The following is a 16,480-nucleotide window of genomic DNA, read 5'->3' on the forward strand; positions in this document are numbered from 1 at the left end:
GAGTTGACCGACCCGCAGATCCACGGTGACGTCGACGAAGGCTTCGGCCCGGTCGCCGACGTGTTCCGGGACAACTTCGCCCACCGGGGGGAGGTGGGCGCCGCGGTCGCCGTCTACCGGCACGGCCGCAAGGTCGTCGACCTGTACGGCGGCCTGGCCGACTCCCGCACCGGCCGTCCCTGGACCGCCGAGACGCCCGCCGTCGTCTTCTCCGTCACCAAGGGGATCATGGCGATCTGCACCTACCTGCTGGTGCAGGAGGGCCGACTCGACCTGGACGCCCCGGTCGTCCGCTACTGGCCGGAGTTCGGCGCGCACGGCAAGGCGGAGATCCCGGTCCGCTGGCTGCTCACCCACCAGTCCGGCCTACCCACTCTGGACAGGTCGTTCACCCGCGAGGAAGTGCTCGCCTGGGATCCGGTGATCGCGGCGATCGAGGCGCAGACCCCGCTGTGGCAGCCCGGCACCGCCCACAGCTACCACCCGATCACCTACGGCTGGCTGGTCGGCGAGGTGATCCGGCGGATCACCGGTGAGCTGCCCGGGGTGTTCCTCGCCCGCAGCCTCGGCGAGCCACTCGGGCTGCGTACCTGGCTCGGTCTGCCGGCCGCCGAACGCGACACGGTCGCCTGGATGCTGGCACCGATCGATGGTCCCGGTGCGCCGATCCACCCGGTCGCCGAACAGGGGATCACCATGGGCGGGGCGTTCGCCTTCCCCGCCGACAAGTTCGGTCTGGTCAGCTTCAACGACCCGGCCATCCAGGCCGCCCAGATCCCGGGTGCGGGGGCGGTCAGCACCGCCGAGAGCCTGGCCCGCCTCTACGCCGCCTGCGTCTGCGAGGTCGGCGGGACACGGCTGCTCACCACGGCCTCCGTCGACGACGCGATCACCGTCCGGGCCGCCGGCCAGCAGGTGTACGGGGACCCCGACGGCGGACACCGCTGGGGCACCGGATTCCTCGTGCACTCGGTGCCGCGCCCGATGCTCGGTCCCCGCAGCTTCGGTCACGACGGTGCGGGCGGCCACCTCGCCTTCGCCGACGACACCCACCAGGTGGGCTTCGGCTACGTGGTCAACCAGATGGGCGGTGCCGACGACGTACGCGCCAACCTGCTCAGCGCGGCGGTCCGCGACTGCCTGGCGGGATAGCGCGGCGAGGCAGGTCAGACGGGGGGTGGACCGGCGGATCGGAGGCCGGTCCGCCGGTCCGCTCCGGTGGTGACGCGTGGCGACGACCCGGTCGCTTCCCGCGTCGGCCGATGCCGGCCTTGTAGTATGGCGCCATCGGACGTCACACGGCGCTCTGCGCGTGCGGTCGGTGGTCGGCGGTGGAGGGGCTGCGTGGGACCAGAAGACCTGAAGCTGGACGTTTCTGAAGACCTGTCGCTGAACTGCCTGTTCTGCCGACAGGACGACGCGCGACTCAACCAGATCTCGCATCGCAACGCGACCTGCTTCGCCCGGCTGGACAACTTCCCCGCCTCCGAGGGACACACCGAGATCGTTCCGAAGCGCCACGTCGAGTCGTTCTTCGACCTCACGCCCGAAGAGCTTCAGGACGCCTTCGCGCTGATCCTGGCCGTGCGCACCGACCTGACTCGACGGCTGCGGCCGGAGGGCTGGACCATCGGGGTCAACGAGGGGCGCGCGGCCGGCCGGAGCATCGACCACCTGCACATCCACGTGATTCCGCGCCGGTTCGGCGATGTCGAGAATCCGGCGGGCGGCATCCGGCAGATCCTGCCCAACTGTGACCCGGAAACCTGGCGGGCCGCGACGACCCAGGCCCTGCAGAAGGGATCCGGGGTGCTGCGCTGAGGCGCTCAGACGTGCAGGAGACCGTCGTCGCCGAGCAGCATGCACAGCGAGTTGAGTTCGTGCCAGAGTTCGTCGTTGGCGAGAGTGGCGAATCCGGAACTGGCATCGACGCTGACGCAGCCGATGAACTCGCCACGCCCGTTGCGGATGGGGCTGGCGAAGACGGCGCCGCGGTGCCGCACCCGGGCAAACTCCGGCCAGGCGAGATTCATGACCGCGTCGGCACCCTCAGCCGTGGCGTACTCGTCGTAATCGACGTGCGTGGTCAACTTTCCGGCGAGCCGCTCGACGTCGACGGCCACCTCCTCGTTGCGTTTCCAGCAGAGGCCGACGACACCGACACCCCGCCCGGGCTCGAAGGTTCTCGTCGCCGGTGTGCTGCCCAGCCGGTACGTGGCGATGCGGATCAAGCGGCGCCGTGGCCGGCGCAGCGACCAGGTGACCCGCCAGACGTGCAGGCCGAGGTCGGACGCGGAAGGTTTGGGGTCGACCCGCGAGGCGATCGCGAGCAGCCGTCCGAAGTGATTGAGGATCTGGTGACGAACGGCGGTGCGCCGGGCCATCTGGGACCGTTCTGACCAGATCTGGGCTGGTGTGAGCGCGCCGAAGGCTGCGATGACCGTTACCAGAATGGCGATCAGATAACCACGGCCACCCACGAGATCGTTCCAGAACGAGGCCGAGGGTACGGCGTACTGCTGTGCGACCAGGACACAGGTCGCGGTCAGCATAATCGCGCGATCGACGATCTTTGCGGTAAGGGGCCGCATGGGTAAATGCTAAGTCGTATCGGCAAGTCAAGATTGCGGCCGGATGCAATTTCCACGTAAAGCACGGTGCTACCGTGTATTCGTACGCTTCACTTTCTGCGGTGGAGGCAGGCGTGGGTGCGACGCCACTGTGTAACGGTGCCGAACTCTGTGACGAACTGCGTTCTGGTGACGTCAACAGCTTCACCGCGACCTACCGGGGGGATCCGGCCAGCCGAGAGATCGCGTCCATGTCGGGCTTTCGGCTCATCGCGGACCCGTCACCGTTGACCGTGGGTCACCTGCTGCTGCTGCCGGAACGGCACTACCTGAGCTTCGGTCATCTCGACGCCGCGCGGTCCGACCTCGTCCGCTCCGCGCTGTGTCTCCTGCGACCGCTGTACGTCGCGACCTTCGGACAGATGACCATCCTGGAGCACGGATCTTCTTCGACGATCCCGTCGGCGTGTATCACCCATGCCCACTGGCACGTTCTCCCCATCGACGGAGCGCGCCTGGTCGATGTGATCGCGCGCGATGGACTGGTGGCTGTCCCGCTGCCCGACTTCACGGCCCTGCGGCAATTCGCGGCAGCCGACCGACCTTACTACTACTGTTGTTATGGCGACAGCAGCCATGTCGCATTCGATGCCCAGCGCCGCGTCCGCGCCCAGTATCTTCGCTCCGCGGTGGGCGCCATGCTCGGCATTCCTGATCCGGAGTGGGACTGGTCGCTGGTGATCCGCAAAAACCTCCTCCGGGCGACGATGGTCGCCACGCAGGGCTGGCGCGAGCGGCTCGCGAAGGTCCCGACGGCGCCAGCCGTGCGCGCGTGACCGGGCGCGTTGGTGCCGGTGGCATACATTGATGCATCTCAGCGTCCGGCAGAAGGACTCTCTCATGCGGCACGGCGTGGCGATCTCCATTGACGGGCCGAGCGCCAGTGGCAAGACCAGCCTCGCGTACGCGCTCGCGTCGCGGCTGGGCACACGCGTACTCGACACCGGGCTGACCTACCGCGCTGTCGCCTACGCCGCATCACGCGGTCCGCTGCCGCCCGACGGCCGCCTCTTCGACGTGCTGCGCCACGAGTTGGCCGCACCGGGGGCGCGACCGGCCCTCCCGGCTGTCGTTTACCACGGGGAAGACATCACCGACGCCATCTGGTCAGCTGAAGTGGAACAGCAACTACGGTTCATCTCCGCCGACCCGGCATGGCGGCGCGACATCACCGACCATCATCGCGCCATCATCGGAGGTCACGAACGCATGATCGTCGTCGGCCGCGACTGCGCGACGACGCTCATGACGAACGCCGACTGCCACGTGTTCCTCACCGCCATGGAGGCGGTCCGGCGGGAACGTCGCCGCGCCCAGTACCGGACCCAGCCCGAGCGGGCGGTCAATGTCGGACCAGTCACCAGGCTCGATGACATCACCCGCGAGCACGTCAGCCGCCAACCGCGCGGCCTCGTCCTGGACACCACATTCCTGCCGACACCCGCGGCCGTGCGGGCTGTCCTGCACCACCTGGGAGAATGCCGATGACCTCCGCCACCAGCCACTCCGACGAACCGACGCGGGTCGCGAAGCTCGTCGGGGCCTTCCTCTCCGGGCAGTCCGGGGCCGTCCTCGGCGACGGCCCGCACGCCACCCTGACCGCGGGCGCCGACTCGACCGACGACTGCGCGATCTACGACCTCGACGGTCCGGTCACTCTCGTGGTCGGATCCGACTACGTCCGCGGCGCCAAATTCGCCCTGTACGAGCAGGGTCTGCTGACGAACTTCGACATCGGCTACTACGTGGTGGCCGCCAATCTGAGCGACATCGCCGCGATGGGTGCCGCACCCATCGGAGTCCTCACCGTGGTCCGCTACCCGCACGACCTCGACGATGACGGGTTTCTCGACATCATGGCCGGTATCCACCGGGCCTGCACGGATTCCGGCACGCTCAATGTCGGCGGCGACATCGGCAACGCCGAACGTATCGTGCTGTCCGGATCCGCCATCGGCATCTGCCGCACCGGAACCGCTCTCACCCGACGCGGAGCCCGGCCCGGCGACCATCTCTGCGTCACCGGCCCGTGCGGGATCCTGGGCGCGGCGGTCGCCTACTTTCCCAAGCGGCACGCCAACGGCTGGACCTTGCCGGAGCACCTGGAACAGGACCTCCTGGCGGGTTGGCGTCGGCCGCGCGCGCGGGTGGCCGAGGGCCGGCTGCTCTGCACCGGCGGCTACGCCACCGCCTGTCAGGACACCTCCGACGGACTCAAGGCCACCATCGAACAACTCGCCGCCGCCAGTGGGGTCGGCTTCGACGTCGCCGAGGACGACATCGCGATCCATCCGGCCGTCAGCGCGGTCGCCAAACTCATCGGGTCCGACGACATCACCCTCGCGATGAGTGCCTCGGCAGACTTCCAGTTGGCTTTCACCGTCCCCGCCGACCGGCTCGACGCGTGCCGGGACGCCTTCGCGCGCAGCGGCCTGACCTTCGACGTCATCGGCCGTGCCACCCCACCGGAGACCGGGGTGGCCTTCACCGGCCGCGACGGCACCCGCCACGCCCTGCCCGGCGTCGCGTGGAAACACCAGGCGAGCGACGTCAGCGGCCTCGTCGCCGGCGTCACCGCGGCGACCACCGCCACGCCGTGACCGCCACCACCGCGGTCTGGGAGGGGACCGCCCAGGTCCGCCGGTCCTACGCCACGCTCGTCGAGCACTACACCGCGATGACCGTCAGCTACCGCCGATTCCCTGGACTCCAGCAGGAGCTGGAGACGTTCCTGGGCTCGCTGCCGGACGGTCCTGTGCTGGATCTCGGCTGCGGAGCCGGCCGGGACGCACAGCTGACCGCGGCGACCGGCAGGACCGTCATCCTCGCCGACGTCACCCTCGAACTGCTCACCGTGACAGCGGCACGACTGGGGACGCGCAGTGCCGTCTGCGGCGACGCCCTGGCGCTGCCGTTGCGGTCCGACCGCTTCGCCGGCATCATCGCCAGCGGTGTCCTGCTGCACCTGCCCAAGCCCTACACCGCCGCGGCGCTCGCCGGCATCCGGCGTACCCTCATGCCCGGTGGCAAGGCGCTGGTCAGCATGAAGCACGGCGGCCAGGACGGATGGCGCAGCACTGACGACTTTCCCGCACCCCGCTGGTTCACCTACTTCGCCCCCGCGGAGTTCGCCGACGTCTGTCGCGCGGTGGGGTTGCGGGTGACGCAGCTGGACAAGAGCGCACGCAAGGACTGGTTCACCGCCACGACCGTACGACCCTGAACGCTCTGCACTCACCCGGTCAGATCAGATCGGGTGCGCAGCGGTGGTGACCGCAGGACGCGGCGCCGAACCACCGGGTGACCGTGTCGCGAAGATCGTCCACCTCGGTGCTGTCGGGTCGGTGGGTGGACGAAGCCCAGGCCACATAGCAGTCCGGGCGCAGCAGGAGCGCCGACGGCGGCTCGTCGCCCGCCTCGGGTTCTGCGGCTGGCGGCGCGAGGGGCTCCGTGCGGACGATGTCGATGCGGTCGCGCCAGTCGGACAGGGCTTCCGCGAAGACGTCGGCCGGCGTCATGTCCACCAACAGGGGGCGTGCGGAATGGGTCAGTTCCGCGATCCGCGCCGAGCCGGCCGGGGTCTGTACGGTCAGTTCCGGGCTGAACCTTCCGGCGAGGGAATGTGCGGATGCCGGTCCCATGTCGTAGCGCATGTCGGCTCCGGCCGTGAGGTGGGCCAGCCGAGCCACCACCGCCGGGTCGGTCAGGAGTTCGCTGAAGAGTTCGCGTAGTCCGGTGACGTCACTGCCGGGTGCGATGAGCGCGGCCTGGGCCCTTGCGTTGACGATCATGCGTTCCGCGGCGGGCCGCCGCTCGGCCTCGAAGGAGTCGAGCAGGCCGGCCGGGGCGTTGCCGTGAATGGTCGATGCCAACTTCCAGCCCAGGTTGACGGCGTCCTGTAGGCCGAGGTTGAGCCCTGGCCCGCCACTGGTGGCACCGAACACGTGGGCGGCGTCGCCGATGAGGAAAACCCGCCGATCCGCGTATCGCGTGGCTACCCGGGTGTGTCCACCCGTCATCCGCCGGAGTACGTGCGGGCCAGAACCGTCGGGCTGCTGGAGCGGCACCTCGACGCCGAGTACGCGTTGGATGCTGTCGCCCAGTTCGGCAAGGGTCATCGGTCCGACCGGTGCGGGTTGGTCCCATTCGGTGGTGGTGATCAGGGGTGGCTGTCCGGGCAGCGGCGCGTAGGAGAACCCGCCGTGCTCGGTGCGGTGTGGCAGGAACGGCGGCACCGCACCGTGCCCAGGCACCTGGAGTGCGCCGGAGCCGGGGTCGATCCAGCCCGGGGACACCATGACGTGCGCCGATCGGACCGTCATCCGGTCGTGGTGGACACCCGGGAACTCGATTCCGGCGAGCTTGCGGGTGGCACTGTGCGCACCGTCGGCACCCACGACGAAACGGGTACGCAGTTCGTATCCGTCCTCGGCGGTGGCGATCCGCAGCGTGACTCCCTGCGCGTCCTGGGACAGACCGACGAGTTCGTGGCCGCGTCTGATCCGTACGCCCAACTGGACAGCGCGCTCCGCGAGGGTCTCCTCGATCTTCTGCTGGGTGGCCGGCAGGGTGTACACCGGGCTCCAGGTGAGCAGGCTGAGGTCGAGGCCCAGACCGCCGAACATGAAGTACGTGGAGTTCGGCGCGGGGGCTGCGGTGCTTCCGGTCAGCCGTTCGTGCAGCCCGCGGTGATCGATCACTCGGACCACCTGTCCGAGCAGGCCGTTCGCCTTGGGGTGCGGGTTCGGCTCGTCCCGTTGTTCCAGTACCACCGGCTGCACGCCGGCAAGAGCCAGCTCGCAAGCCAGCATCAGTCCGGTGGGGCCGGCCCCCACGATGACGACGTCAACGGACACGCGAATGCCTCCTGTTTCTGGTGTGGCGAGATCGCCTGACGACGGGGCCAGCCTAGGCAAAAAAGTTGCGCGCACGCAAGTCTGCGCGAGCGCAGATTGTTGCTCCAGTCATCAGATGTACCCGTGGTGGGGCGGCAGCGGCTGGGCACCTGCGCGATTTCACCATTCAGATGCCGCTGCGCGACAAGGACGCGAACGGGCGGGGCGGCAAGCGCGCGCGGGCCTGAGGAGAGCCGCTGGGGCCGGCACGCCGGCTCCGACGTCGGGCTGCGCCGGTCGACGGTCGCCCGGCAGTGGACCCCTACCTGCGCCCGCAGGGGAACGGCAACAAGACCGTAGCGCTTTTAGAGCCATCGATGTTAACGTTCGCATGGATTCCCTGGATGGCAGGCGGGGGCCGCGACCACGCGGATGTGCCCGCCACATCGGCGACCCGGCGCTTCGGCTCGCTCGGCCGCGCCAGGATGCGCCAGCTGCCGCGCGACCGCGCCCCGGGCAAAATCATCAGATGTGTTCACGCGTGCTGATCGCCTCTGCGGCAGCCCCGGTGCGGATATTTCGGCGAACGGGACGTTGACGTTACATGGCGGTTACCCCTAACGTCTGATGTCTGAGGCACGTGAGCTCCACCACCACCACACCCCCCGCCACCGTGTTTTGGAGGGATCGTCATGTCCCGTCCCCCTGTCTCCCGTCGTACGCTGCTGACTGCCCTCGGCGCGGGTGGGGCCGCCGCCGCGGTCGGAGTCGGCGCCGGCGGCGTCATCCGCCCGCTACCGGCCCACGCCGCCATCCCCGGCCCGTCCAACTACACCGAGAGTTGGGCGTCGGTCGGCCAGCACCCGGCCGCGGCCGAGTGGTTCCAGGACGCCAAGTTCGGCATCTACTACCACTGGGGCGTCTTCAGCGTCCCGGCGTTCGCCAACGAGTGGTACCCGCGCAACATGTACAACGCCGGATCGGGCGAGAACAACCACCACCGCAACACGTACGGCGAGCCGTCGGCCTGGCCGTACCACAACTTCATCAACGGTGCGAACGACCGCTCGGGCCGGTTCGTGCAGTTCGCCCCCCGGTTGCGTTCGGCCGGCGGCAACTTCGACCCGAACGAGTGGGCGCAGCTCTTCGTCGACGCCGGGGCGAAGTTCGCCGGCCCGGTGGCCGAGCACCACGACGGCTTCTCCATGTGGAACAGCCAGGTCAACGAGTGGAACTCGGTGGCTCGCGGCCCCCGGCTGGACCTGCTGAAACTGCACACCGACGCGATCCGGGCCCGGGGCCTCAAGGTCCTGGTCGCGATGCACCACGCCTTCAACTTCACCGGCTTCTACCAGTGGGCGCCGCAGCAGTCCGACCCGAGCCTGCGCAAGCTCTACGGGCAGCTGGGCACCGCCGCGGAGGAGCAGCTCTGGTACGACAAGCTCCGGGAGATCATCGACCAGTCCCAGCCGGACATCATCTGGCAGGACTTCGACCTGCACCGGATCAGCGAGGCGCAGCGACTGCGCTTCCTGGCGTACTACTACAACCGTGCGGTGGCCTGGGACAAGGAGGTCGTCGCGACCTACAAGGACGGCCTGGAGCGCGGCGGCGCGGTCTACGACTACGAGCGCGGCGGTCCGGCCGAGCTGCGTGAGCCCTACTGGCTCACCGACGACAGCATCAGCAGCTCCAGCTGGTGCTACACGGTCGGGATCGGCTACTACACGCTCAACCAGATGCTGCACTCGCTGATCGACCGGGTGAGCAAGAACGGCAACATGGTGCTCAACATCGCGCCGATGGCCGACGGCACCATCCCGGCCGGGCAGCAGACGCTCCTGCGCAGCATCGGTGACTACCTGCGGCGCTTCGGTGAGTCGATCTACTCCACCCGGGCCTGGACCACCTTCGGGGAGGGGCCGACCCGGATGGGCGGCGGCTACTTCGTCGCGCCGGTCGCCGGCAACGCGCAGGACATCCGGTTCACCCGCAGCAAGGACAACCGCGTGCTGTACGCGACGATCCTCGGTTGGCCGGGCAGCTCGGTGAACATCACCACCCTCTCGTCGAACCGGATCAACCTCAGCTCCCTGACGGGCGTGCAGCTGCTCGACAACACCGCCGGCAGCTACGTCAACCTGCCGAACCGCACCCAGGACGCCAGCGGACTGCGGATCACCCTGCCTTCGGCGAGCGCGCCGTTCAGCGCGCCGGCGTACGTGGTGAAGCTGACCTTCAACGGGCCGATCCCGACCCTCGGCGGCGGAACCTCGGTCTCGCCTGTGGTCAGCGTCTACCAGAACACCGGCTACGACAGCGGTGCCAACCTCTCGATCGGCAGCTACACCGCGGCGCAGTTGCAGTCCGCCGGGATCGGGCTGCGGAGCATCTCGTCGGTCCGGGTCACCGCCGGTCACCAGCTTGTCGGGTACGCCAACGACAACTTCTCCGGCACCAGCTGGACGTTCAACTCCGACAACAGCGACCTGCGCAACACCGGCAACAACGACGCCATCGCCTCGCTGCGGGTCACCTTCAACCCGAGCACGTACCTGCGGATCACGAACGTGACCAACGGACTGGCGCTGGACAGCGGCGGCAACGTCGCCTCCGGCTCGCCGCTGAAGCAGTGGACCTGGGACAGCAACAGCAACCTTCAGTGGCAGATCGTCGACCTGGGCACCGGCTACTACCGGATCGTCAACCGGACCAACGGCATGGTCATCGACGGCTTCGGCCAGACCGGCAACGGCGCGGCGGCGCAACAGGCGGCGTGGAACGGCAGCAACAACCAACAGTGGCAGATCACCGACCAGGGCAACCGCCGGTACCGGATCACCAACCGGGGCACCGGGCTGGTGCTCGACGGCGGTGGTCAGGTCGCCTCCGGCTCCACGGTCAAGCAGTGGAGCTGGGACGGCAACACCAACCTGATGTGGAACATCACCACCGCCTGAACCTTCGCTAACACCTCCGACGCGTGCGTCGCCGTGATCCCTCACGGCGGGCACGCGTCGGATCACTTCCCGGGATATATGGAGGAAGATCGATGAAAAGAAACACGCTGACGAGCATCGGGCTCACCGTGCTGCTCGGCGCGTCGGCCACTTTCGCGGCCGGTTGCGGCGACGACGCGACAAGCGGGACCGGAGCGAACGGGTCCCAGCCCGTCATCGGGGTGGACTACCCGCGCTCCGACACGGACTTCTGGAACTCGTACATCAAGTACACCCCACAGTTCGGCGACGAGCTGGGGGTCGAGCTGAAGACCACCAACTCGCAGAACGACATCGCCAACCTCATCTCGAACGCGCAGACCTTCATCAGCCAGGGCGTCAAGGGCGTGGTGATGGCACCTCAGGACACCGCGGCCATCGCACCGACCCTGTCCCAGCTGGAGAGCAAGAACATCCCGGTGGTCACCATCGACACCCGGCCGGACACCGGCAAGGTGTTCATGGTCGTCCGCGCCGACAACCGCGCCTACGGCACCAAGGCGTGCCAGTTCCTCGGCACCAAGCTCGGCGGCAAGGGCAAGGTCGTCATGCTCCAGGGCGGTCTGGACTCGATCAACGGTCGGGACCGCACCGAGGCGTTCAACGAGTGCATGCAGCAGAACTTCCCCGACATCACCGTCTTCGGCGAGGCCACCGACTGGAAGGCCGACGTGGCGGCGTCGAAGCTGCAGACCCGGTTCGCCTCCGACCCGGACATCAAGGGCATCTACATGCAGTCGTCGTTCGCGCTGTCGGGGACGTTGCAGATCCTCAAGCAGCGAGGGCTGCAGGTGCCGCCGACCGACCCCAAGCACGTCTTCGTCGTCTCCAACGACGGCATCCCGGAGGAACTGAAGAACATCGGCGAGGGCCTGATCGACGCCACCGTCAGCCAGCCGGCCGACCTGTACGCCAAGCACGGCCTGGAGTATGCGAAGGCGGCTATCGAAGGCAAGACGTTCCAGCCCGGACCGACCGCGCACGGCAGCAACATCATCCAGGTCCGCGAGGGGCTGCTGGAGGACCAGCTGCCCGCACCGCTGGTGACGTTGGACGGCGCGCCGATCGCGGGTGAGCCCACCCTGAAGTTCGACGACGCGTCCCTCTGGGGCAACAACGCATGAGTGTCACCCCGAAAGGTTCGACCGGCGGGCTGGTCGATGTCGACCAGCCCGTCGTCGAGGCCGTGAACATCACCAAACGGTTCGGGTCGACGGTGGCGCTCTCCGACGCCGGCATCGTGGTGCGCCGGGGCGAGACGCACGCACTGGTGGGACGCAACGGTGCCGGCAAGTCGACACTTGTCAGCATCCTCACCGGGTTGCAGGCCGCCGACCACGGCGCGGTGGCTTTCGACGGGCGTCCGGCACCGCCGCTGGGCGACCGCGACGCCTGGCGCAAACGGGTGGCCTGCGTCTACCAGAAGTCCACGATCATCGACACCCTGACCGTGGCGGAGAACCTGTTCCTCAACCGGCACGCCCGGGGCCCGGCCGGTCTGATCCGGTGGCCACGGCTGCGCCGTGAGGCGGAACAGTTGCTCGCGGAGTGGTCGGTCGAGGTCGACGTACGCCAGCCCGCCTCGACGCTCTCGGTCGAGCAGCGGCAGTTCGTGGAGATCGCCAGGGCGCTCTCCTTCGGCGCCCGGTTCATCATCCTGGACGAACCCACCGCCCAGCTCGACGGCGCGAGCATCAACCGCCTCTTCGCCCGGATCCGGGATCTTCGGGCGCAGGGCGTGACCTTCCTGTTCATCAGCCACCACCTCCAGGAGATCTACGAGATCTGCGACCAGGTGACGGTCTTCCGCGACGCCCGGCACATCGTCACCGCCCCGGTGGCGCAGCTGAGCCGGCCGGCGTTGGTGGCCGCGATGACAGGTGAGGACGTGACCATGCCCGAGGCCGACCACCGGCCGCTGCCCGCCGACGCGCCGGTGCTGCTCTCCGTGCGCGACCTGGTCACCGCCTCCGGTGCCGAGTTGTCGCTCGAGGCCAGGGCCGGTGAGGTGGTCGGCATCGCCGGGGGCGGCGGCAGCGGCAAGGTCGAGGTCGCCGAGGCGATGGTCGGCCTGGCCCGGCCGGCCGGCGGCGCGGTCGCCGTCGACGGCCGTACGCTGCGCCCCGGCAGCGTGCCCGACGCCCTCGCCGCCGGCGTGGGGCTGGTGCCGCAGGACCGGCACCGGGAGGGCCTGGTGCCGCTGCTGTCGATCGCCGAGAACGTCACGATGACCGTGCCGGACCGAATCGGGCGGAATGGCCTGATCTCACCGGCCCGGCGCGACGCCCTGGCCCGGGACGCCATCGCCGATCTGGCGATCAAGGCCGCGGGGCCGCACGTGCCGGTCTCCGACCTCTCCGGGGGCAACCAGCAGAAAGTGGTGATGGGCCGGGCGCTGGCCAGCGATCCGAAACTGCTGGTGCTCATCACCCCGACCGCCGGGGTGGACGTGCGGTCCAAGCAGACCCTGCTCGGTGTCGTCGACGAGGTACGCCGTCGCGGCACCACCGTGCTTGTCGTCTCCGACGAACTCGACGACCTGCGGATCTGCGACCGCGTACTGGTGATGTTCCAGGGGCGGGTCGTCCGGGAGATGACCCACGGCTGGAGCGACAACGATCTGGTAGCCGCCATGGAAGGGGTGGATCTCCACCATGTCTGAGACGCTCTCCACCGCCGCGTCACCTCCCGCCGCGGCGCCTTCACCGGAACCGCCGGGATCCTCGTCACGCGGCCTGGCCATCGCCCGGCTGCGGGACCTGGCGCTGGTGCCGGCGATCATCGCTGTCGCCATCGTCGGTTCGATCATCAGTCCGGTGTTCCTCAGCACGGACAACATCATCAACGTGCTGCAGAGCATGTCGGAGATCGCCATCGTGGTCCTCGCCCAGACCATCGTGTTGATCACCGGCAAGATGGACCTGTCGCTGGAGTCCACCTTCGGCCTCGCGCCGGGCATCGCTGCCTGGCTGATCATCGATCCGGCGCTCACCCGGGGGCTCGGCCTCAACGCGCTACCGGACGCCTGGGCGATCCCGGTCGTGCTGCTCGTCGGCGCCCTGGTCGGCGCCTTCAACGGGCTGCTCATCGTCCGCTTCGGCCTCAACGGATTCATCGTCACCCTGGGCATGCTCATCGTGCTCCGGGGGCTGCTCACCGGCATCTCCGGTGGACAGACCTTCTTCGCGCTGCCGGAGTCGATGACCTACCTCGGCTCCGCCACCTGGTTCGGCGTGCCGGCCTCGATCTGGCTGTCACTGCTGCTCTTCGCCGGCGGGGTGGTGGTGCTCGGGTACACCCGGGCCGGTCGGGCGCTCTACGCCATCGGTGGCAACGCCGACGCGGCTCGGGCGGCGGGCATCCGTACCGACCGGGTGCTCTGGATCGCCCTCATCGCGGCCAGCGTGCTCGCGGCGCTCGCCGGCCTGCTGATGAGCGGCCGGCTCGCGGCGGTACCGGCGGCCCAGGGCAGCGGGGCCATCTTCCAGGTCTTCGCGGCGGCGGTGATCGGCGGCGTGAGCCTCAACGGCGGCAAGGGCAGCGTCTTCGGTGCCTTCACCGGCGTCCTGCTGCTCTTCATGATCATCAACGTGTTGACGCTGGCCGGTGTCCCGGCACAGTGGACGAACTTCCTCAACGGCACCGTCATCCTGGTGGCCCTGGTGGTCTCCCGCATCACCGGAGGTAAGGCACAGACGTGAGGCGGCCGGGCCCGCCGGCCGGGCCAATCGCGAGGCAGGCAAGCAGATATCACCTGTTCGACATTCAGGAGTTGTGGTGAGTGAGCGCATCTCGTCCGTAGAAACCATCGACGTACGTTTCCCCACGTCCCGGCACCGCGACGGGTCGGACGCGATGAACCCGTTCCCCGACTACTCCGCGGCGTACGTGATCCTGCGGACCTCGGCCGGCGCCGAGGGCCACGGGCTGGTCTTCACCGTGGGGCGGGGGACCGACATCCAGGTCGCGGCGGTGCAGGCGCTCGCTCCGATGGTGATCGGTCAGTCCGTCGACGACCTGGTCGCCGACCCCGCGGCGCTGGCCCGCCGGCTCGTCGGCGACAGCCAGATCCGGTGGCTGGGCCCGGAGAAGGGGGTCGTGCACATGGCCGCCGGCGGGCTGGTCAACGCGGTCTGGGATCTCGCCGCCCGGCGGGCGGGCAAGCCGCTGTGGAAACTGCTCGCCGACCTCACCCCGGAGCAGGTGGTGGCCCAGGTCGACTTCCGTTACCTGCGTGACGCGCTCACCGAGGACGAGGCGTTGGCGCTGCTGCGGGCCGCCGAGGGCGGGCGGGCGGAACGTGAGCGGCAGCTGCGGGCCGAGGGCTATCCGGCGTACACCACCACTCCCGGCTGGCTGGGCTACGACGACGAGAAGCTGGCGCGGCTCTGCCGGGAGGCGGTGGAGGCCGGGTACGAGCTGATCAAGCTCAAGGTGGGCGGGAACCTGGCCGACGACGTACGCCGGTTGGGCATCGCCCGGCAGGCGGTCGGGCCGGACATCCGTCTCGCTGTCGACGCCAACCAGATCTGGGGCGTGCCCGAGGCGATCAGTTGGATGCGTGAGCTTGCCGCGTTCGACCCGTACTGGATCGAGGAGCCGACCTCGCCGGACGACGTGCTCGGGCACGCCGCCGTACGCAAGGCCCTCGCCCCGGTCAAGGTGGCCACCGGCGAACACGTCCACAACGCCGTGATGTTCAAGCAGCTGCTCCAGGCCGACGCGGTCGACGTGGTGCAGATCGACGCCTGCCGTGTCGCCGGGGTCAACGAGAACCTGGCGATCCTGCTGCTCGCCGCGAAGTTCGGGGTGCCGGTCTGCCCGCACGCCGGGGGAGTGGGGCTGTGCGAGCTGGTGCAGCACCTGGCCATGTTCGACTTCGTCGCGCTCAGCGGCAGCATCGAGGACCGGGCCATCGAGTACGTCGACCACCTGCACGAGCACTTCACCGACCCGGTACGCATCAGCGGCGGACGCTACCTCGCGCCCACCGCCGCCGGCATGAGCGCGGAGATCCGCTCCGCCTCGCTCACCGAGTACCGCTATCCCGACGGTCCGGCGTGGTCGGACGGTCCGGTCATGGCGGGGTCGTCGACGGCATGATCATCGACGCGCATCACCATCTGTGGCAGCCGGAACGCGGCTACACCTGGCTGGCGGAGCCCGGGTTGGCCGCGATCCGCCGGCCGTTCACCCCGGCGGACCTGACCGCCGAACTCTCCGCCAGCGGGGTGCACGGCACCGTGCTGGTGGAGGGTGGGCGGTGCCATCCCGACGAGGCAGCCGAGTTCCTCGGCTATGCCGCCGACACCGCGCCGATCCTCGGGGTGGTGGCCTGGATCGACGTGGCCGCCGACGACGTGTCGGCCACCATCGCGCGCTACCGCCGCGCGCGTGGGGGCGAGTTGCTGGTCGGCCTGCGCTCGCAGGTGCAGGGAGAGGCGGATCCGGACTACCTCGACCGGCCCGAGGTGCGGCGCGGCCTCGCCGCGATCGCCGCCGCCGGGTTGGTCTTCGACCTGGTGATCCGGGCCGACCAACTGGCCGCGGCGGCGCGGGCGGCGCGGGCGGTGCCGCAGCTGACGTTCGTCCTCGACCACCTGGGCAAACCCCGCATCGACGAAGGTGAGGCCGGGCTGCGGTGCTGGCGGGATCCGTTCGCCGCGCTGGCCGCCAACCCCAACGTCTCGGCCAAGCTCTCCGGGCTGGTCACCGAGGCCGGCCCGGAGTGGGCGGCGGAGGATCTGCGTCCGTTCGTCCGGGTCGCGGTCGAGGAGTTCGGTCCCGGTCGTCTGATGTTTGGCTCGGACTGGCCGGTCTGCCTGCTCAGGTCGGACTATCCGGGCGTACGCCGGGCGCTGGAGGAGGTCCTGCCGCCGCTGACCGCGCGGGAACGGCACGAGATCTTCGCCGGCACCGCGCTGGGCGCCTACGGGCTGGTCCGGCCCGACGCCGACGCTGAACCGGCCGGGCCGTCGACATGACCGCGCCCGGCCCGGTGCCGTCGCGCCACAGG

General features: G+C 69.3%; 14 protein-coding genes. 12 read left to right on the forward strand and 2 right to left on the reverse strand.

The window, feature by feature from the left end:
- Window positions 1-3: 3 nt before the first annotated feature.
- Together C1I93_RS03325 and C1I93_RS03330 are read left to right on the forward strand one after the other, a co-directional pair.
- Window positions 4-1,152 carry a serine hydrolase domain-containing protein gene (locus C1I93_RS03325; protein WP_111241715.1) on the forward strand — a complete coding sequence of 383 codons (1,149 nt, stop codon included), beginning with the start codon at window positions 4-6 and terminating at the stop codon, window positions 1,150-1,152.
- Window positions 1,153-1,344: 192 nt separating this feature from the next.
- Window positions 1,345-1,821: an HIT family protein gene (locus tag C1I93_RS03330; protein WP_212808463.1), complete on the forward strand. Its 477-nt coding sequence runs from the start codon at window positions 1,345-1,347 to the stop codon at window positions 1,819-1,821.
- A 5-nt stretch (window positions 1,822-1,826) separates the two neighbouring features.
- On the opposite strand, the gene C1I93_RS03335 is transcribed toward C1I93_RS03330, so the two are convergent.
- Window positions 1,827-2,591 carry a hypothetical protein gene (locus C1I93_RS03335; RefSeq protein ID WP_146603416.1) on the reverse strand — a complete coding sequence of 255 codons (765 nt, stop codon included), beginning with the start codon at window positions 2,589-2,591 and terminating at the stop codon, window positions 1,827-1,829.
- Window positions 2,592-2,665: 74 nt separating this feature from the next.
- On the opposite strand from C1I93_RS03335, the gene C1I93_RS03340 reads away from it, so the two are divergent.
- From C1I93_RS03340 to C1I93_RS03355, 4 genes are read left to right on the forward strand one after another with little or no spacing between them, the layout of a single operon-like run.
- On the forward strand, window positions 2,666-3,406 hold the full coding sequence (locus tag C1I93_RS03340; protein ID WP_146603417.1) for an HIT family protein: 741 nt from the start codon (window positions 2,666-2,668) through the stop codon (window positions 3,404-3,406).
- 31 nt (window positions 3,407-3,437) lie between these two features.
- A complete protein-coding gene (locus C1I93_RS03345) occupies window positions 3,438-4,118 on the forward strand; it encodes a (d)CMP kinase (protein ID WP_111241719.1) in 681 nt (226 codons plus the stop codon).
- Window positions 4,115-5,230: a thiamine-phosphate kinase gene (thiL, locus tag C1I93_RS03350; protein WP_181444996.1), complete on the forward strand. Its 1,116-nt coding sequence runs from the start codon at window positions 4,115-4,117 to the stop codon at window positions 5,228-5,230. Before C1I93_RS03345 ends, thiL begins: the two co-directional genes overlap by 4 nt.
- Window positions 5,227-5,853: a class I SAM-dependent methyltransferase gene (locus C1I93_RS03355; RefSeq protein ID WP_111241721.1), complete on the forward strand. Its 627-nt coding sequence runs from the start codon at window positions 5,227-5,229 to the stop codon at window positions 5,851-5,853. Before thiL ends, C1I93_RS03355 begins: the two co-directional genes overlap by 4 nt.
- A 19-nt stretch (window positions 5,854-5,872) precedes the next feature.
- Here C1I93_RS03355 and C1I93_RS03360 read toward each other — a convergent pair whose 3' ends face one another.
- Entirely contained in the window at window positions 5,873-7,486 is a 1,614-nt protein-coding gene (locus tag C1I93_RS03360) for an FAD-dependent monooxygenase (RefSeq protein ID WP_111241722.1), read from the reverse strand.
- 671 nt (window positions 7,487-8,157) lie between these two features.
- On the opposite strand from C1I93_RS03360, the gene C1I93_RS03365 reads away from it, so the two are divergent.
- The 6 genes from C1I93_RS03365 (at window position 8,158) to C1I93_RS03390 (ending at window position 16,448) form a co-directional block, all read left to right on the forward strand.
- Window positions 8,158-10,425 carry an alpha-L-fucosidase gene (locus tag C1I93_RS03365; protein WP_111241723.1) on the forward strand — a complete coding sequence of 756 codons (2,268 nt, stop codon included), beginning with the start codon at window positions 8,158-8,160 and terminating at the stop codon, window positions 10,423-10,425.
- A gap of 92 nt (window positions 10,426-10,517) precedes the next feature.
- Window positions 10,518-11,588 carry a sugar ABC transporter substrate-binding protein gene (locus C1I93_RS03370; protein WP_111241724.1) on the forward strand — a complete coding sequence of 357 codons (1,071 nt, stop codon included), beginning with the start codon at window positions 10,518-10,520 and terminating at the stop codon, window positions 11,586-11,588.
- Window positions 11,585-13,126, forward strand: coding sequence for a sugar ABC transporter ATP-binding protein (locus C1I93_RS03375; RefSeq protein ID WP_111241725.1), 1,542 nt, complete (start codon window positions 11,585-11,587; stop codon window positions 13,124-13,126). The genes C1I93_RS03370 and C1I93_RS03375 overlap by 4 nt, the downstream gene beginning before the upstream one ends.
- A complete protein-coding gene (locus C1I93_RS03380) occupies window positions 13,119-14,165 on the forward strand; it encodes an ABC transporter permease (protein ID WP_111241726.1) in 1,047 nt (348 codons plus the stop codon). Before C1I93_RS03375 ends, C1I93_RS03380 begins: the two co-directional genes overlap by 8 nt.
- A gap of 73 nt (window positions 14,166-14,238) precedes the next feature.
- Entirely contained in the window at window positions 14,239-15,567 is a 1,329-nt protein-coding gene (locus C1I93_RS03385) for an enolase C-terminal domain-like protein (protein WP_212808467.1), read from the forward strand.
- On the forward strand, window positions 15,564-16,448 hold the full coding sequence (locus C1I93_RS03390; RefSeq protein ID WP_111241738.1) for an amidohydrolase family protein: 885 nt from the start codon (window positions 15,564-15,566) through the stop codon (window positions 16,446-16,448). Before C1I93_RS03385 ends, C1I93_RS03390 begins: the two co-directional genes overlap by 4 nt.
- Window positions 16,449-16,480: the final 32 nt, after the last annotated feature.

Origin of the sequence: Micromonospora endophytica (genome assembly GCF_003236305.1) — a bacterium.
Classification (GTDB): Bacteria; Actinomycetota; Actinomycetes; order Mycobacteriales; family Micromonosporaceae; genus Micromonospora; species Micromonospora endophytica.